The 18,250-nt window shown below is 64.2% G+C and carries 10 protein-coding genes and 1 tRNA gene; 8 read left to right on the top strand and 3 right to left on the bottom strand.

Going from position 1 to position 18,250, the window contains the following annotated elements; all coding sequences use genetic code 11:
* Nucleotides 1–26 precede the first annotated feature (26 nt).
* Together GT590_RS12815 and GT590_RS12810 are read right to left on the bottom strand one after the other, a co-directional pair.
* Nucleotides 27–109: transfer RNA gene (locus GT590_RS12815), tRNA-Leu, on the bottom strand.
* Between the two features lie 58 nt (nucleotides 110–167).
* A complete protein-coding gene (locus GT590_RS12810; RefSeq protein WP_009305715.1) occupies nucleotides 168–2,777 on the bottom strand; it encodes an immune inhibitor A domain-containing protein in 2,610 nt (869 codons plus the stop codon).
* A 217-nt stretch (nucleotides 2,778–2,994) separates the two neighbouring features.
* Between GT590_RS12810 and GT590_RS12805 the strand changes: the two genes are divergently transcribed.
* The 4 genes from GT590_RS12805 to GT590_RS12790 all read left to right on the top strand — a co-directional run bounded on the left by GT590_RS12805 (nucleotide 2,995) and on the right by GT590_RS12790 (nucleotide 10,069).
* Nucleotides 2,995–6,510 (top strand): S8 family serine peptidase, encoded by a 3,516-nt coding sequence (locus GT590_RS12805; protein WP_009305716.1) that lies wholly within the window; start codon nucleotides 2,995–2,997, stop codon nucleotides 6,508–6,510.
* Nucleotides 6,511–6,727: 217 nt separating this feature from the next.
* Nucleotides 6,728–8,149 (top strand): Sapep family Mn(2+)-dependent dipeptidase, encoded by a 1,422-nt coding sequence (locus GT590_RS12800; RefSeq protein WP_114516721.1) that lies wholly within the window; start codon nucleotides 6,728–6,730, stop codon nucleotides 8,147–8,149.
* A 179-nt stretch (nucleotides 8,150–8,328) separates the two neighbouring features.
* The gene (locus tag GT590_RS12795; RefSeq protein ID WP_114516722.1) at nucleotides 8,329–9,216 is read left to right on the top strand and encodes a tyrosine-protein phosphatase; all 888 of its coding nucleotides are present in this window, start codon (nucleotides 8,329–8,331) and stop codon (nucleotides 9,214–9,216) included.
* 139 nt (nucleotides 9,217–9,355) lie between these two features.
* Nucleotides 9,356–10,069 (top strand): LytTR family DNA-binding domain-containing protein, encoded by a 714-nt coding sequence (locus GT590_RS12790; RefSeq protein ID WP_009305719.1) that lies wholly within the window; start codon nucleotides 9,356–9,358, stop codon nucleotides 10,067–10,069.
* Nucleotides 10,070–10,626: 557 nt separating this feature from the next.
* Here GT590_RS12790 and ngr read toward each other — a convergent pair.
* Complete coding sequence (gene ngr / locus GT590_RS12785; protein WP_009305720.1) at nucleotides 10,627–11,418, bottom strand: nigerythrin; 792 nt, start codon at nucleotides 11,416–11,418, stop codon at nucleotides 10,627–10,629.
* 242 nt (nucleotides 11,419–11,660) lie between these two features.
* Between ngr and GT590_RS12780 the strand changes: the two genes are divergently transcribed.
* From GT590_RS12780 to hypD, 4 genes are all read left to right on the top strand, one after another.
* Nucleotides 11,661–13,379: a glucose-6-phosphate isomerase gene (locus GT590_RS12780; protein WP_009609026.1), complete on the top strand. Its 1,719-nt coding sequence runs from the start codon at nucleotides 11,661–11,663 to the stop codon at nucleotides 13,377–13,379.
* A 96-nt stretch (nucleotides 13,380–13,475) separates the two neighbouring features.
* Complete coding sequence (locus tag GT590_RS12775; protein ID WP_009609015.1) at nucleotides 13,476–16,238, top strand: carbamoyltransferase HypF; 2,763 nt, start codon at nucleotides 13,476–13,478, stop codon at nucleotides 16,236–16,238.
* The gene (locus tag GT590_RS12770; RefSeq protein ID WP_009305723.1) at nucleotides 16,229–16,486 is read left to right on the top strand and encodes a HypC/HybG/HupF family hydrogenase formation chaperone; all 258 of its coding nucleotides are present in this window, start codon (nucleotides 16,229–16,231) and stop codon (nucleotides 16,484–16,486) included. Before GT590_RS12775 ends, GT590_RS12770 begins: the two co-directional genes overlap by 10 nt.
* Entirely contained in the window at nucleotides 16,483–17,664 is a 1,182-nt protein-coding gene (hypD, locus tag GT590_RS12765; RefSeq protein WP_009609017.1) for a hydrogenase formation protein HypD, read from the top strand. The genes GT590_RS12770 and hypD overlap by 4 nt, the downstream gene beginning before the upstream one ends.
* The last annotated feature ends 586 nt before the right edge of the window (nucleotides 17,665–18,250 follow it).

Genomic DNA, 18,250 nt, shown 5'->3' with positions numbered 1-18,250 from the left:
TTTCAGGAGCTCGTTCATCTGCGAAGTGGTGCCCGAGGCGGGATTTGAACCCGCACGTCTAGGACAACGGTTTTTGAGACCGCCGCGTCTGCCATTCCGCCACTCGGGCGCAGGATGACAGTATACCGGAAGTCCACGAAAGCTTCGAGCAAAAATATCGTCGAGTCTTACCGGTTGAGCGAATCGTGGCGGCGGCGAAGCTTTGTCTGCGCGATCATCGCCGCAACGGCGGCGGCTATCGCCAGCGCGAGGGCAGCGGGTGCCGCCGCGCTGTCGCCGGTGGAGGCGAGCGCCTTGCCGGGCAGCGGTTCGACCTGCGTGTCGCCGGAGGGCTCTTCGCCGCCAGGGCTGCCGGACGGGGGCACGTTCCCGTCGTCGCCGGGAATGGCTGCCTTTTGCTCGAACACGGCGAACGGCGACAGCTCATCGACGGTCATGCTCGCGAGACCTCCTTCCACCGCAGCCTTCGTCGCTTCGAGCGAGCCGTCGGCTTTCCGGTGGACCATCCAGACGCTCTTCCCCTCGTAGCGCTTGTCGACCGAGAACGACACGGAGAGCTTGCCCTCGTGCGCGGCCTTCTCGCTGGTCGCCGCGTCCACCACCGACGCGTCCGCGCTGACGATGAGCGCGCCCAGCTGGTCGGACGCCTTTGCCATTTCGGCCTTCTGCTCATCGGTCAGGGCCGAGAGCGCCAAGGAGAGCTCGGCGCCTGCGGGGAACGATCCCGACACTTCCACGCGCGATCCGGCGATCTCACCGACGTGCGAGCTCTCCTCGTAGCCGCCGCCCGGCTCGTCCGGCTCGGGCAGGTCCACCGTCACGCTCATGACGTCGCCCACGGTGTCGCCCACCGAAAGGACGATACCGGAGTCCACGCGCTCGTCGGGTGTGTCGCAGCCGTTGTACTGCAGCAGCGGGACGACGTTGCCCTCCATGCCGAACGTCTCGCAGGCGCTGGTGTTGAAGAACGGGCGAGTGTAAAGCGCCTGGCCGTCCCGGTACTCCGTATTCTCCGGATAGACGGGCATGACGCCCGGACGGTGGTCGACCGTGTTCACGGTGTTGCTCAAAAGGGGATCGTCGGTCATGCTGCGCGCGTCCGCGATTCCCCGGTCGATATGCCAGATGACGATGCCGCCCGTTTCGTTGTAGTATTGCGGCTTTTCTTTATTGTGGTCGACCCGGTACCCGGATGTCAGCCCTAGGTCGAAGCTCTCGTACTGGCGGTTCTCCACCAGGTAGTATTCGCCCTCGGTGCTGGTGGGGACGCGCAGGCATTGGTAGCCCTTGCCGCTCCAGAACGTGGACGCGTCGTGCGTGCCGTCGGCGGCTACCTCGACGGGCTCTATGTAGCCGAGCCGTTCCAAACAGTAGGGGTCGAGGCTGACGGGGACGAAGACGGTATCGCCGCTATCGGTGATGTATCTGCCCCATGATCCGCCTGCCATCAAGCTGAGTTCGCTCACGTCGTAGGCCAACCAGGGGAATTGATCGACGGTCGCTTCGGGGTCGTTTGCCGTGTAGTTGATGTCGTACAGGTCGGGCAGTCCCAGATAGTGTCCCAGTTCGTGCGCGACGGTGCTCGTGGGCATGGGCTGGGCGGGGATCATGTCGTTCATAAGGGTTTCCCCTATGGAGATGTAGTCGTTGACCTCGATTTTGCTGCCCGTTTCGGGGTTGACGATTTCTTCGGGTTCGAAGTTGTCTCTGTCCATGCTGGACAGCTCCCATCGGCAGGCCCAGGTTGACGGTGTGCCTCCGGCCCCTGAGGCTTCGTAGCCCGCCACGATGAACAGCAGCCCCGCCTCGGTCGGTTCGAGCACGCCGTTGCGGTTCGTATCGTAGGTCGCGAAGTCGATGTACTGGGAGGCTTCGTTGAGCGCGTCGACGTACGCGTCGCGCTGGTCCTTGGCCGCGTCGCTCAGGTATTCGACTGATTCCCAGTTGCCGTGGTCGCGCTTGAGCGTCACGTGGATCACGCCGTCGCCCGCCTTGTCGTGCAGGTTGGTGTTGCCGCCCGTGCCGTACGCGCTGGTCTCCTCGGTCGCCGGCGTCCAGGAGAACTTGCCGTTCGACATGGTTGCGTAGTAGCTGGTGATGCTGTTCTCGCCGCTGTAGAGCAGCTTGTTCCAATCGTAGCCGTCGCGGTAGCGCTGATCGGCGGCGTTCCAGCTCGCGACGACGTTGCCGTCGTCGTCCTTCTGCACGACCTCGGCGCCGGGGTCCTCCGGGTTCTCGAACCCGATGACGATGGTGATCAGCGGAAGCGACGTCTCGGTCTGCGCCGCCGACCGCGCGCCGAGGGCGTTGGCACCGGACGCGGCCTGGGCGGCCTCGATGTCGGAGAGCGTCACCGCCTCGCCGACGCCCCGGTCTCGGGGAACGTAGGCGCCTCCGCCCAGCGCGGAGTAGGCCATCTTGCCGGTATCGTTTGCCAGCACCGAGGGCGTCAGAGCGTTCGCCGGTGCGGCCTCGTCGGCGCGCGGCCCGAGCGCGAGGCCGAAGCCCTCGCTCGTCACGTAGTACCACGTCTGGTCGGCGGGGCTCTTCTGCACGAGGCGCCCCTCGGCCGTCCGAACGTAGTGGAAGAACTCGTCGCCGCGCTGCCCGGCCTGGAAGGTGGCGCCGTCGGGCTGGACGTAGCCCTGCTCGATCTCCAAGGCCGGACCGGCGTAGGCCGCGCTGGGCGCGAGGCACAGCGCGAGGGCCAGCATGAGGAAGGCGAGAAGCGGGGCGCGCTTTGCGCGGCGGGCCGTCTCGCGGGTCTTGTGCTGCATAGTTCCCTCTCTTCAATGGGGATTTCTACGTTTCGCATTAATAATGTCAGAATACCATAGCGTATTTCCATTCGACGGCCGCGCCCGCGAAGGGGCTTGGCGCTCGTTGCGCGTTTTCGCGCGTTCGTGCCTCCGGGTTTCCAACGCGCTTTTGCCGGGTCGTTTCCCTGATACAATCAAAAGCAATCGCGTTCGTTTTCGCAAAGGATGGAGTGCCATGAAACGCTTCCTTTCGATCCTTCTCGCCGCGGCCCTTTCGCTTATGGCCGTGCCCGCGTCCGCGCTCGCGGACGAGGTTTCCGAGACCGCGGGTTCCGACAACCCGACGGTCGGATCGGGAGAGGAGGCGCGTTCGCTCGACGAGTTGCTACAGGCGGGCGACTACGTTCCGGGTCGCGTGCTGGCGCACGTGAACGACGACTTCGCTCCGGTGAGCGCCTATTCTTCCAACGGGGGAGGCTGGTCGGCCAGCAACCTGTACACCTTCGACCCCCAGCCCGAAGCCGGGGCCGAAGCCGATGTGCCGCTCGCTCGCTCGATGCCAACGCCCGAGCAGGTGATCCTCATCGAGTCCGGAACGCAGTCCACCGAGGATCTGCTGCGCGATCTGGCCGATACGCCGGGCGTGCTGGCGGCCCAGCCCGACTACGTGCGTTATATCGACGACCTGGAGACCCAGGCGAAGCCGGTCGAAGAGCCGGCTGCCGCCCTGTCCGCGGATACCGCCCCTACGGACGACCCGTTGATCGGCCTCCAATGGCACCTCGCCCCCACGGACGAGATCGCCGGCGCCGCCAACGTCGAAACCCTGTGGGGTGACGAGGGCATTCCCGGCAGGCCGTGGCAAGGGAAGGAAGAAGTGGTGGTGGCCGTGGTCGACACGGGCGTGGATTGCACCAATCCCGACTTGAAGGACGTCATGTGGGAGAATCCGGGTAACATCGGCCTGGAGGGCGAGCATGGCTACGACTACGGCATGGGCGACGACGACCCGATGGACAATGACGGCCACGGCACGCATGTGGCCGGCATCATCGCGGCCTCCGTCAACAACGGCGAAGGCGTTGCCGGCGTGGCTCCGAACGCGAAGATCATGGCGCTGCGCGTCGCCAATGAAAGCGGCGGCTTTCTCACGTCTGCTGTGCTCGGGGCGTACTCGTATATGAAGAAGGCGGCGCAGGCCAGGGTGAACTTGGTCGCGGCGAACAATTCGTGGATGGGCGCGGGTGAGAGTCCTCTGCTGACCGAGGTGATGGACGATCTGTACCGATCGAACGGCGTGCTGTCTGTCTGCGCATCGGGAAACTATGCCGCCGACCTCGACCAATCGCTGAACCTTCCGGCCGGCGCCCCCACCGACGGGGCCATTGCCGTGAACGCCGTCGATCGAGAGGGCAGGCTGGCTTCCTTCTCCGATTACGGCGCCGCGGCCACCGATCTGGCGGCTCCGGGCACGGACATCCTGTCCACGGCTCCTCAGGGCCAGGGGATAGTTGATGGGGACGATCCGGAGCTGACGGTGGCGTTCGACGATTTCGAATCCGAGGACAGGATGTTCTCGTTCCAGGCGTCCGGCGATGCGGAGCCTTCGGTTTCGCGGGCGGAGGTCCCGCAGGTTGTGGGCGACGCCCCAAGCCAGGGCGTGCTTATGTCCATCAAGCAGGCGAAGGCGGGGCAGAAGGCGTCCGTCGTGTTCACGGCGAAAAAGGGCGCGGTCAAGCAGGGCCTCGCGGCGGCGGACAAGACCGTCGACGACCTGCAGTGCCTGGCCTTCGATGCCGGCGTCGCGGACTCCAAGGAGAGCGATATGGGCCGTTTGCTGCGCGTCAGCGTGCACGGCATCGACGGCAGCTGGATCGACCTGACGCCTGAAAGCTTCGGCACTGGCGGCGCCATCCCGCTTTCGCTCAGGGTTCCCATTCCAAAAGACAAGCGGGACGAAATCAACTGGGACGAGTTCTCTTTCAAATTGGAGCGCACGTTCACTTCGTTCGACGACGGGATGGACCTGGACTTCTTTTTCGACAACGTGGCGCTTGTCAGCGACGTCGCGCCGTACGTCTACATGGATGGAACGTCCATGGCGGCTCCGGTGGTGACGGGCTCGTGCGCCCTGCTCGCGGGGCTGTTCCCTAACGACGGCGCCGAGCAACTGCGAGCGCGCATCCTGGGAGGCGTCAAGCGGGCGGACGCTCTGGCCGGGACGTGCACGTCCGACGGGCAGCTGGACGTCGTCCGCGCGGCAACCGACCCGTACCCGGTGGTGGACGCGCTGGAGCCCGCGGCCGACGGCACGCTCGAGGCGACGGTGCGCGGCAGCTGGTTCGGCGAGGATCGCGGCCGCGTCACGCTCGACGGCGCCGACCTCGAGGTGAAGTCGTGGGGCGCGAACGAGGTGCGCGTCGTCCTGCCCCCGTCTCTGGAGTCCAAGCAGCGCTACGTCCAGGTGGAGCGCGCCGACGGCGACACCGGCCGCCGCAAGGTGGCCGTCGGCTCCGAGGAGGGCTTCGACTTCTTCGAGAGCCTGCCGGCCCCCGACTTCAAAAGCCTGGGCCTTCCCGAGCCTACGCTGTACAATGCGTGGTCGATGGCGGCGGCTGCTGGCCGCGTGTACGCGGTGCCCCACTTCGAGTCGTCCGATGGCAGGGAAAGGAGCGCTTTGCTGGCATACGACCCCGCCTCGGCATCGTGGTCGGTGCAGCATCTTGTCACGGATACGCTTGATGCCGTTTTCCGCCTGACCTCGAGCGGGGGCGTTCTGTATGCGCTCACTTCGGATCAGGTGCTGTATTCGTTCGATCCGTCTACCGGCACGTTGGGGGATCCTGTGGACTGCCGCGACTCCTTGACCGCGTGCGGGTTCGGCGGGTTTGATTTCATGGGCGTTACCCTTGCAAGCGACGGCCGCTCTCTTTGGGTGTTCGCCGGCCTTGACGCCAGCGGCGCGTCGTCGCCGCTTGTCGCTCGCGTCGACATGGCGACGGGCGACGCGACCGCGCTGCCCGATTTGGGCGAGGGGCGCTTTACTCCCTTCGCCGACATGGTGAACGGGGTGTTGACGGTTGCCGCCGGCAACGTGAATTGGATAGAATCCCGGATTGTCAATTCGGTTGCGGCGTTCGAGGGCGACGAGTGGAACTATGCTCCTTTCCCGCAGGATATCGTGTTGAACCAGTATGGTGCGGTGGCCGGAGGCGTTCTGCCGGCAGGATCCACCATCGCCGGATCGACGGCTTCTCACGAGCGCATCATCTTGTCGGGCGCGGTCGAGGCTGGCAACCAAGGCAGCGACACGTTCGTGTACGATCCGAAAGCCGGCACGTGGCTGGCCGTTCCCACGCGCCTGTCGGCATCGAAGGTGTCGCTTGCCAGCGGCGCCGTGCTGGGCGACGCCCTGTACGTGGCGGGCATGGACTCGCTCACGAAAGAAATGGTCTTCAAGCGCTTGAAGTTCGAACTCGCGCCCGACGAGGAGGGCGGCGGTGGCACCCCCGACAAGCCGACCACCGATCCCGGCGAGGAGCAGCCGAAGCCGCTTCCCGACGCGCCCGACGCGCCGGCCTCGCCGCAGGAGGCGTTGAAGCCGTCCGCCGAGGCGGCGAAGCCGAAGCCGCTGACGGCCACCGGCGATCCCCTCGCGCCGCGCACGGCCGCCCTTGCCCTGGCCGCGGTCTCGGCTCTGGCCGTAGCGGGCCTGGTCGTCGCCGTCAGGCGCTCGCGCTCGAGGCGTTAGAGTTAGATTCTGGGCGCGCGGCGGGCTTGAAGCCGCCGCGCGCCGGCGTCCGCGCTGTCTCCGTTGATTTTTCGACGTTCGGTCAACATATGGAACTGCATCTGGCGCAGGTATCCCGCAAGGATCATAATAGGCTCAATTGCCGCCGGGGCGAGGCATGCGAACGGCTTTCCCGTCCCGGCGTGGTCGCACGCGTATCAAGAGTCGGGAGGCACCTATGGAGCACGAAGAACTGACCAGGAAGATCGACGCGTATCTCGAGGAAAATTGGGAGACGATGGTCGAAGACATCGAGACGCTCGTCCGCATCCCCAGCTTCGAGGAATCGGACAAGGCGACCGAAGGCGCTCCGTTCGGCCCCGGCCCGAAGGAGGCGCTGGAAGCCGCGCTTGAAATGGCCTCCGACATGGGATTCAAGACGCACGATGCCGAGGGCTACATCGGGTTCGCCGACTTCCCCGGCAAGAGCGACACGCAGCTGGGCATCATCGGCCACATGGACGTGGTTCCCGCCGGTCCCGGCTGGAACTTCGAGCCGTACGCGGTCACGCGCAAGGAAGGCTACCTCGTCGGTCGCGGCACGCTCGACGACAAGGGCCCCAGCGTGGTGGCGCTGCACGCCATGAAGTTCTGGAAGGACTTGCAGGACGCCGGCGAGGCTCCTCAGTTCCCCTACACCGTCCGCTTCCTGTTCGGCGCGAACGAAGAATCCGGCATGGCCGACGTGGCCTACTACCACAAGCATTACGACGATCCGGCGTTCCTGTTCACGCCCGATGCCGAGTTCCCCGTGTGCTACGGCGAGAAGGGTGGCTACGACGGCGAGCTGATCAGCAAGCCCATCGCCGACCGCATCGTGCTGGAGTTTACGGGCGGCGCGGCCACGAACGCGGTGCCCGGCATCGCCGAGGCCGTGGTGAAGGCCGACGCTGCCGACCTGCCGAATACTGATCGCATTACCGTTGCGGCCGACGGCGAAGGCCGCGTGAAGATCACTGCGGCCGGCAAAGGAGCGCACGCCTCCATGCCCGAAGGAGGCGTGAACGCCATCGGCCTCATCGTGGACTACCTGCTGGAGCACGACCTGTGCACCGCCGACGAGCGCGCGTTCTTCGAGCTCGACCAGAAGCTGCTCGATCATACCGACGGCAGCGGCATCGGCATCAAGAGCTCCGACGAGTACTTCGGCCCGCTCACCGTCATCGGCGGCACCATCAAAATCGAGGACGACCGCTTTGTGCAGACGCTCGACAGTCGGTTCCCCACGTCCATCACGGCCGACGAGATCACCGAGCGCCTGCGCCAGCTGGCGAGCGAGATCGGCGGCTCGTTTGAGAACACGCTGCTTATGGAGCCGTTCCTCGTAAAGCCCGACAGCCCGGTGATCCAGGCGCTGCTGAACGCGTACAACGAGGCCACCGGCGAGGACGCGAAGCCGTTCACCATGGGCGGCGGCACGTACGCGCGCGAGTTCAAGAGCGGTGCCAGCTTCGGTCCCGAAAAGCCGTGGGTCAAGGATCCCGAATGGGTTGGCATGATGCACGGTCCGGACGAGGGCGTCAGCGAGGATCTGCTGAAGCAGTCCTTCAAGATCTACGCGCTCACGCTGGACAAGCTCATGCAGCTCGACCTGCAATAGCGAAGGGTGTGTCAAGGGGGCGAGTGATTTGACACGCTCCGCCCCGGTCGTCATCCTGAGCGCAGCGCGAAGCGCGGAGTCGAAGGATCCCGTGAGGCGCTAGCCGGAAGCCCCCCCGGCTAGCGCCGACAAAACGCTTCCGGCTGCGCGCTCATCATCGTCGTCGAAAGGCTTTTCCCATGTCCCAACTGGATACTGTCCCCACCGATTTCGCCCCTGCTATCGGCATTGCTCCGGCCGAAGGCCTCGAGAGCGAAGAAGGCGGCCGCATCGTGCTGGAGGGTCTGCCCAACACGCGCGACGTGGGAGGCCTGCCCACGGACGACGGGCGCTACGTGAAGCATGCGCGCCTGCTGCGCTCGGGTGCGCTCGACCATGCCACCGCCCGCGACCTCGAAGTGCTGCTTGACGACTACCAGGTGCGCACGGTTATCGACTTGCGCACCGAAGAAGAGCGCAAGGAGCATCCCGACCCACAGGACGGCCTGATGGGCGTTCGGTTCGCGGATGCGCCGGTGCTGAGCGCTTCCACATTCGGCGTCACGCGCGAGGGCGGCATGATGCAGGCGCTCAAAATGCTGCGCACCGTGCAGAAGAACCCTGCCAGCATCATGGAGGAAGTGTACGAGCGCATGATGTTGGACGAGCAGAGCCAGCGCGGCTTCGCGCAGTTCTTCGACGACGTGCTGGCTACCGAGGATGGCTCCGTGCTTTGGCACTGCACCATCGGCAAGGATCGCGCCGGTTTGGCCGCCGCGCTCTTGCTGCACGCGTTGGGCGTAAAGCGCGAGGCCGTCGAGCAGGATTATCTGGCCACGAACAAATACGTCCAATCCGAAACGCAGAACATCATGGACGCGCTTTCCTCGTTCGGCCTGGGCGACAAGCTGGATAAGAGCATTCACGTGATCAACTCCGCCGATCCGCGCTTCCTGCACGCCGCGCTCGATGCCGTGGAGAAGCAGTACGGCAGCTTCGACGCTTACGTGCGCGACCAGCTGAGCGTCACCGACGAAAAGCGCGAGGTCCTGCGCGCTCGCTACCTCACGGACGATCCCCGCGGGTAACGGCGGATTTACCGATGGTCAGCGGTGGTTGATGTTCTTTCGTCGGTTTGCTTGCTCCTATCTTTCGGCTTTTGGCCGGTTTCGGTGATCCATGATTTATAATGGTCGAAAGCAAACGTACGGAGGGTAGGAGGCTTAGGTGTTGAAAGCGATGATCGTCGATGACGAGGCTCCTGCGCGTTCAGAGCTGAAGTTCCTGCTTGACGAGCTGGGGCAGACGGAGGTTGTCGCCGAAGCTGCCAGCGTGCGCGAGGCTATCGAGAAGTTGAAGGAATATCCGTGCGACGTGATGTTCCTCGACGTGAACATGCCCGAAGCCACGGGCTTGCAGCTGGCTGAGGCGCTGCAGCACCTCAAGTTCCCGCCTGCGGTGGTGTTCGTGACGGCGTACAGCGAGTTCGCCCTCGATGCGTTCAAGGTGAACGCCATCGATTACCTGGTGAAGCCGGTCGAAACCGAGCGCCTGTCGCAAGCTATCTCGCGCGTGCGCGAGCACGTGTCGCTGCACGTGCAGGCTCAGAAGTCCGAGCGCATTCCCGTCGAAAAGGGCGGCAAGAAAATCCTCATCGGCATCGACAAGATCCGCTTCGTCATGGCGCGCGACGACTACGCGTACCTGCAAACGGATACGGATCGTTACTTCTCCACGGTCAGCTTGGCTCAGCTGGAGAAGCGCCTCGACGGTCACGGTTTCTTCCGCGTGCACCGCGGCTATCTGGTGAATCTCTCGATGGTGGAGGAGATCGAATCGGTGTCGGGCGGTACGCTGCTGCTCACGCTGAACGCCGTGGACGAGAAAATTCCCGTGTCCCGTCGCCGAGTTTCCGCTTTGAAGAAGGCGCTGGGGCTGTAAGGCGCGTCCGCATAACGAACCTCGAAGGGCCGGCGAATCGTCGGCCCTTTTCTTTTTGGCACGAGCGCCATCAGGAAAGCGGCTTTTCCCTCCTGCGTCTCCGCGTGAGTGACTCCGTCATCCCGAGCGGCGCTGCCCCCTTGTCATCCTGAGCGAGCGAAGCGAGTCGAAGGATCCCGTGCGGCGTCGGCCGTAAAATCATCTGCAGTAATCGCACGGATCTTCGGTTCCGGCATCTTCTGCCTGTGTTCAAGACGGCAGTCCCAGCGATGTTTCATGTGAAACATTTGTTCGCTTGTCGCATGGCATTACGACAAGTGTTTCACGTGAAACACTTGTTCGTTCAAATCACGGACAGTCGCGAAGTTCGCAAGCGGCAGACGGGGACGCATCGGCGCCAGACAGGTGCGAGGTTCGCGCGCGGCGGGCGGCGCGAGGTTCGCGGGCGGCGGACAGGCGTGAAGGTGGGAAATCGCTCCAATCGCATGCGAGAATGCGAAAAGCGCCCGAGAGACGAACCCTCGGGCGCTTCCGACAGAGAAATGTGGGGTAATGGCCTAGTAGGCGGTGAAAGACGACTTCGGAGCCAGGCAGATGGGGCAGGCGGTGAAGTTCTCGCCCTTGTGGATGTAGCCGCAGATGGGGCACAGGTAGTACTTGCCGTCGAACGGGGTGTCGATGGTGGTGTACGCATCCATATACAGCTTCGCATGATACGCCTCGGCAAGCTTGGCGCGCGTGAACACCTGCACGGCCTTGTTGTTGCCCTCTTCCTGGGCCTTCTTGATGAAGGAGGGATACATGTCCGAGGTCTCGTAGATCTCGCCGTTGGCGCCGGAGATCAGGTTGATGTCGCTCTCGTGCTCCTCGACCGCGGGCGGCTCGGGCTTCTCGGTTGCGGGGTCGATTTCCTTGGCCAGGTCGTACTCGAGGCCGATGTGGATTTTCTCGGCGTCCGCGGTGCACTGAAACAGGCGGGCCAGCACGTCGAAGCCCTCGTTCTTGGCGACCTTCGAGAACGCCTCATACTTGGTGGTGGCGCCCGTCTCGCCCGCGATGGCCGTCATAAGGTTTTCGTAGGTGGTGCCGACGGTGGTCTTGCTGTCGTAGATGATGTTGAAATTGCTCGCCGTCGAGGCATCGGGCATGGATGTGGGTTCCAGCACCTCGGCCATATACTCGCTGTTCGTCCCGCTGCCGGTTCCGGCGCCGTCGGCGGACGGATCGGTCGTGGTTTCGGCCTTCGGCTCGCTCGGGGCGGCGCAGGCGCCCAGCAGGCCCATCGCGGAAATGGACACGGCGCTGACGGCGGCACCCTTCAACAGGTTCCTTCTAGAAATATCGGACATGGTTCCTCCCTCGGCTTCCCGATGAGCTCCTCTCCAGCCCATCTGATAATCGATACTATATATCAATTAATATAAATGATCAATAGTAAATACTACGGACATGCTTAGGATTCGCACGCCGTTTTTCGTTCTCGGGCGCGCTCCCACACGCTTTGTCCACAACTCCGTCACAAGCGCAAACACGATGGTCAGCCTCGTCACCGTTTGCTAGAATGGAGCGAATTACGCTGAAAGAAGGTTGTATGCTATCCGGTGATGTAGAAAAACTGTATCCTTCCGCGAAAGCCCTCGTGAAGGACTGCGTTGCCAGCCGTATCCATGCCAAGGATGCGAGCCTGTACGACTTCTCGGAGGAAGCGCGCGCGTGCTCCGAGCAATACATGGGATGGACGGACCTTGCGAGCAATTCGCCGTACTCCCTGCGCGACATCCAGAATTTCGCCGACTCGATCATCGCCCAAGGGCTGAAGACGGTCGTGCTCATCGGCCAGGGCGGTTCCACGCAGGCGCCCATGACCATCACGAAATACAACAAGCCCGATTCGTCGAAGATCACGTTCAAGACGCTGGACTCCGACTCGCCCGTGCGCGTGCGCGCCATTTTGGCCGAAGCGAAGCCCGAGACCACGCTGTTCGTGATCTCGTCGAAGAGCGGCGGCACCATCGAGCCGCGCCTGGCCCTGCGTGCCGTGCGCGACGCCGTGGCCGACCGCATCAGCGAAGAGGAGCTGGTGCAGCACCTCGTGGCCATCACCGACCCCGGCTCCATGCTTGAGCGCCAGGCGCGCGAAGAAGGGTGGGCCGCGGTGTTCTCCGGCCAGCCCACCGTGGGCGGGCGCTTCTCCGCGCTGTCCGTGTTCGGCCTGCTGCCGGCGGCGCTCGTGGGCATCGACCTGGAAGAGTTCATGGCGCACGCCATCGACGCCGAGCGCCAGTGCAGCGAGGACGCCATCGACAACCCGGCCATCGGCCTGGCATCGTTTTTGTACGACAACTACCTGCAGGGACGCAACAAGTTCACGTTCCTCACGCAGAAGCGCGGCCGCGTTCTGGGTCTGTGGATCGAGCAGCTGGTGGCCGAGAGCCTGGGCAAGGACGGCCAGGGCATTCTGCCCAACATCGAGGTGGACTCCCTGCTGCTCAAGAAAGACCCGGGCGATCGCAGCGCCATCGTGTACCTCACGCGCAACGACCTGTGGGACGAGCGCCGCAACTTCGAGATGAGCCTGTCCTACATCGACCCGGCCATCCCGCGCGCCAACTACAAGATCGACTCCGTCGAAGAGCTGGCCGAGCACTTCGTGATGTGGGAATACGCCATCGCGATGTGCGGCTACCTCATGAAGATCTGCCCCTTCGACCAGCCCGACGTGGCGTCGGCGAAGGCCGTGGTGCTCGACATCCTCAAGGAGGGCCAGCCCGAGCCCGACTTCGTGCAGGATTTCATCGACGAGGTGCACATGGGCGAGGTGGAAGTGCGCCTGTCCCCGTGCTTCAAGGACTGCACCGACGTCCGCAGCGCGCTGCGTGCGCTGCTGGGCAGCATTCAACCGGGCGATTTCTTCGCGCTCAACGCGTTCTTGCCGTTCACGGGCGAGGGTCGACGCGAGGCGCTGGAAACCATCCGTCACGGCGTGGCTGAGAAGCGCGGCGTGGTATCCTGCTTGGAAGTGGGTCCGCGCTACCTGCACTCCACGGGCCAGCTGCACAAGGGCGGCCCGAACTGCGGCGTGTTCCTCATCCTGTCGGCCGACGAGCTGAAGGACATCCCGCTGAAGCAGGAGGCTGAAAGCCTGGGCTCGCTGGCGAAGGCGCAGGCGTCGGGCGACCTCGTTACGCTGGCCGAGCGCGGGCGGCGCGTGGTGCATCTGCACCTGCCCGACAACTCGGGCGTTACGCTGCGACAGCTGGCTGAAGTGATTTCCGACATCCTGGAAACCATGACGGTGCCGACGGCTTAGCGGGCGGCCGCGCGACACGATAGCGTTACACCCCGAGGGCGGCCGTCGAGCCGCCCTCGTAGATTGAAGGCCACAGCACAACGCGGAGGCGATCATATGAAGGAAGCGCTGGACATTCAAGTCAAAGGCATCGTGCAGGGCGTGGGCTTTCGCCCCTTCGTCTACCGTTTGGCGAAGAAATACCTGATCGACGGATGGGTGCTGAACGCCACCGACGGCGTGTTCATCCATGCCGAGGGCGAGACGAAGCTGCTCGACGAGTTCGTCATCGAGCTGTCCGAGAACCCTCCGGCCGCCTCGCGCGTGGAGGAAGTGACGCTGAAGGAAGTGCCGCTGGAGGACTTCGACTCGTTCGAGATCCGCTTCTCCGACGCAGGCGCCGTGGAGAAGACCACGCTTGTGTCGCCCGACCTGGCCACCTGCGACGATTGTGCCCGCGAGCTGTTCAACCCGAACGACCGCCGCTACCGCTACCCGTTCATCAACTGCACGAACTGCGGCCCGCGCTTCACTATCATCGAGAAGCTGCCCTACGATCGCAAGAGCACGTCGATGAAGGACTTCCCCATGTGCGAGCGCTGCGCCCGCGAGTACGGCGACCCGTTGGACCGCCGCTTCCACGCGCAGCCCGACGCGTGCTTCGAATGCGGCCCCCATATCAGCTGGCGCGAACACGAGGGCATGCCCGGAGCGCTCGCCGGCGTTCATGCCCCCGGCGTTTCCGCCGACGTGCCGGCCGCCCCTGACGTCCCCGCTGGCGCTTCCGCCTCCCATGCGGCGCAAACAAATGTTTCACGTGAAACATTGTGCGCTTCCGATGCCATTGACGCGCCCCTGGGACCCATCGCCTGGGGAACCACGCGCGAGGAGAGCGATGCCATACTTGCGCGCGCCGTGGAACTGCTGCTGGCGGGCAAGATCCTGGCCGTGAAGGGCCTGGGCGGTTTCCATCTGGTGTGTGACGCGTCGAACCCCGAAGCGGTAGCGCTGCTGCGCGCGCGCAAGCGCCGCGAGGGCAAGGCGTTCGCCGTCATGATGGCCGATATGGAAGCCGTGCGTGCCTATTGCGAAGCGGGCGAAGCGGAGGAGGGCATCCTCACGGCCACGCAGCGCCCCATCGTGCTGCTGCGCAAGCGCCCCGATGCTGTTTTTGCTCCCGGCTTGGCCGACGCCCTCCCCGAACTCGGCGTCATGCTGCCCTACACGCCCCTCCAGCATCTGCTGCTGCACGACTTCGCGAAAGCGAGCGGTTGTGCCGAGCGCAGCTCCCAGCGCGAAGCCGAAGGATCCCGCGCAGCGACGGCCGTCCCTATGCTGGTGATGACCTCGGGCAACATCCACGACGAGCCCATCGTCATCGACGACGAGGATGCCTACGAGAAGCTGTTCGCCGTGGCCGACGCGTTCCTGGGCCACGACCGCGCCATCCGCGCCCGCTACGACGACTCGGTGGTGCGCGTTATCGAAGCGGGCAGCGCCGGCGAAGCCGTCCAATTCATCCGCCGCGCCCGAGGCTACGCGCCGCTCCCGTTGGCGATGCCCGCGAAGGCGCGCGAAGGAGAAGATGTTTCACGTGAAACATCCGTTCGCGAACAGGGTTGCTCCATCTTCGCCACCGGGCCCGAGCAGAAGAACACGTTTGCGCTCACGCGCGACGCCGAGGCGTTCGTGTCGCAGCACATCGGCGACCTCGAGAACGCCGAAACCTACGACGCGTGGCTCCAGGCGAAGGACCGCTACGAAACGCTGTTCGAGATCGAACCCGACCGCATCGCGTGCGACCTGCATCCCGAGTACCTCACGTCGAAGTGGGCCCACGAGCAGAGCCTCCCCGTCACCGAGGTGCAGCACCATCATGCGCACGTCGTGTCGGTGATGGCCGAGCACGGCCTGGCCGGCCCCGTGTGCGGCATCGCGTTCGACGGCACGGGCTACGGCATGGACGGCGCCATCTGGGGCGGGGAAGTGCTGCTCACCAACCTGACTGCGTTCGAGCGTTTCGCGAACTTCGCCTACGTGCCCATGCCGGGCGGCGCGGCGGCCGTAAAGCATCCGCTGCGCATGGCCTACGGCGTGCTGTGGGCGTTCGACCTGCTCGACCATCCGGGGGCTGCGGCTGCGCTCGAGGCTCTGGGCGAGCAGGCGGCCGTGTGCGATCAGATGATCGACCGCGGCATCAACACGCCCATGACCTCGTCCGTCGGCCGGCTGTTCGACGCGGCCAGCGCGCTGTTGGGCATCTGCGCCGAGCCTGCGTACGAAGGCGAGCCCGCCATCCTGCTGGAAGCCGCAATCGGGCGAACAGATGTTTCACGTGAAACATCTGCCGCCGACGCAACCGATGCGACCCCTGCTGACACCAACCGGGATCCTTCGACTCCGGCGCTTCGCGCCTCCGCTCAGAATGACGATGCCGGGCTTAGCGCCTCCGCTCGGGAAGCCGCGTCCCGTTACGCCATCGCGGTGGTGAAGAACACCGCCACTGCCGCCAGCACGGCGCAGGACACCTCGGTCGTGCTGTTCGATGCCGCGCCAGCGTTCGCCGCGCTGCTCGACGACCTCGCGGCCGACGTGCCTGTCGGCATCATCGCGCGCTGCTTCCACGACGCGTTCGTGCAAGCCATCGTCACGGCGGCCGAGCTCGTGCGCAGCTTGTACGGCATAACCACGCTTGCCCTGTCCGGCGGCGTGTTCATGAACCGCTACCTGCTGGAGCACGCTCTGGCGGCGCTCGAGCAGGCGGGTTTCACGGTGGCCGTCAACCGCGATCTGCCGCCCAACGACGGCTGCATCTCCTTCGGCCAGGCTGTGGTAGCATGGGCTTCGAGCAAAGAAGAAGGAGAACAGCCATGTGCTTAGCCATACCTGCAAAAGTGACTGAAATGAAGGACAACCGTCTGGCTACGGTGGACATCCTCGGCGTCACGCGCGACATATCCCTCGACCTCACGCCGCAGGCGAACGTCGGCGACTTCGTGCTGGTGCACGCCGGGTTCGCCATCGAGGTGGTGGATCCTGACTACGCGCAGGAAACCATCGACCTCATCAAGCAGTTCCCCGAGCTGGCGGGCGACGACATCCCCGCAGCCGACGAGGTAGCGCGATGACCTCCTCGACCGGAACGGATGTTTCACGTGAAACATCCGTCGAGCCGAAGGATAGGCCCGAGCACCTCGCGCGCGCGGTCGACGCGGCCACGATGGAATCCGAGCTGGCAGCCTTCAAAGACCCTAAACTCGCGCGCGGTCTCATCGAGTCCATCGCGAAGCTGTCGCCCGCAGGCGGCGCCACGCTCATGGAAGTGTGCGGCACCCATACGGTGGCCATCGCGCGCAACGGCATCCGCAACCTCATGCCGGAAGGCACGCGCCTGGCGTCCGGTCCGGGCTGTCCCGTGTGCGTGACCTCGAACAGGGATATCGACACGGTCATCGCCCTCGCCCGCGTGCCGGGCATCACCATCGCCACGTTCGGCGACATGACGCGCGTACCGGGCTCCACGTCAAGCCTGCTCGCCGAGCAGGCGGCGGGCCGCAGCGTGCAGATCGTGTACTCGCCGCTGGACGCGCTCACTCTGGCCCAGCAGAACCCCGATCGCGAGATCGTGTTCGTGGGCGTGGGCTTCGAAACCACCACGCCGCTGGTGGCCATGGCCATCAAGCGCGCGGCCGCGGCCGGCCTCAAGAACTTCAGCGTGTTCGGCGCTCACAAGAACATGCCCGGCGCGCTGGAGGCCATCATCAACGACCCGCAGCTCAAGGTGGATGCGCTCATCCTGCCCGGCCATGTCAGCACCATCATCGGCGCCGAGCCGTATCGGTTCTTGGCCGAGAAGTACGGCATACCCGGCGTCATCACCGGGTTCGAGCCGGTTGACGTGCTGCAGGGCATCGCCATGATCATGCGCCAACTGCACGAAGGCCGTGCGGACATCGAGATCGCCTACGCGCGCGGCGTCATGCCCGAAGGCAACCCCGTGGCGCTGGCCGCCATCGACGAGGTGTTCGAGACGTGCACCGCCCTCTGGCGCGGCCTGGGCGAGATTCCCGGTTCCGGCTACCGCATCCGCGAGGAGTTCGCGCAGTTCGACGCCGTGCGCCGTTTCCAGCCCGACGTCGAGCCCACGCAGGATCCGAAGGGCTGCCGCTGCGGCGACGTGCTTCGCGGCATCATGGCGCCCAACGAGTGTCCCTTGTTCCGCAAGGTATGCACGCCCGAGAACCCCGTGGGTCCTTGCATGGTGTCAAGCGAGGGCAGCTGCGCCGCGTACCACCGGTACTACTAAAGAGAAAACAGGCGCTGCAGCATCCGAAGGACCCCTCGTCGAGGGGTCCTTCGGACTATCTTCGAATGTTTCACGTGAAACATTCGTTCGATAGACTCGGATACGTCGATCCAGCGGCAAGACGACGCGGGAAATTTCCCAAAAGATATTCTTTTCAGTTGATTGTGCAGTCCCTATGCTCAGCGGCGCGCTCATGTTCGGTGCTGTGCGTGCATGAGTTACCCTTTTGTTTCCATCGCTATACAGAACGAGAGAATTAATTGCGGATAATATCCAATATTGGGTCAAAAACTGCATAAAGGAGAAAACGCCGTCGTTCAACATTTTTGTGCATTTGAACAATTTACTTATTCGTTTTGCTCAAATGTCTATGTAATTTCATGTTGCAGTTGAACAAAAAAGATGGTATAACTGGCTCATCGGCAAATCTGGAAGGACTTGCCACGACGGGGTCTAAGCCGTGGCGCTCTCTCCAGCGAAGCTGCAGTTTGTAGTTGTGCCATCCAAATAGGCGGCGCCGGAAGCGCTGCCGGAGAAAGGAGACTGTCATGGCGAAGATAGTCAATTCTTGGAACGACTGGGATCC

This window comes from Eggerthella sp. BIOML-A1 (assembly GCF_009875595.1).
In the GTDB taxonomy this organism is placed as follows: Bacteria; Actinomycetota; Coriobacteriia; order Coriobacteriales; family Eggerthellaceae; genus Eggerthella; species Eggerthella lenta.
The sequence above is the reverse complement of the archived record's forward strand: the minus strand, read 5'-3'. Positions and strand labels throughout refer to the sequence as shown.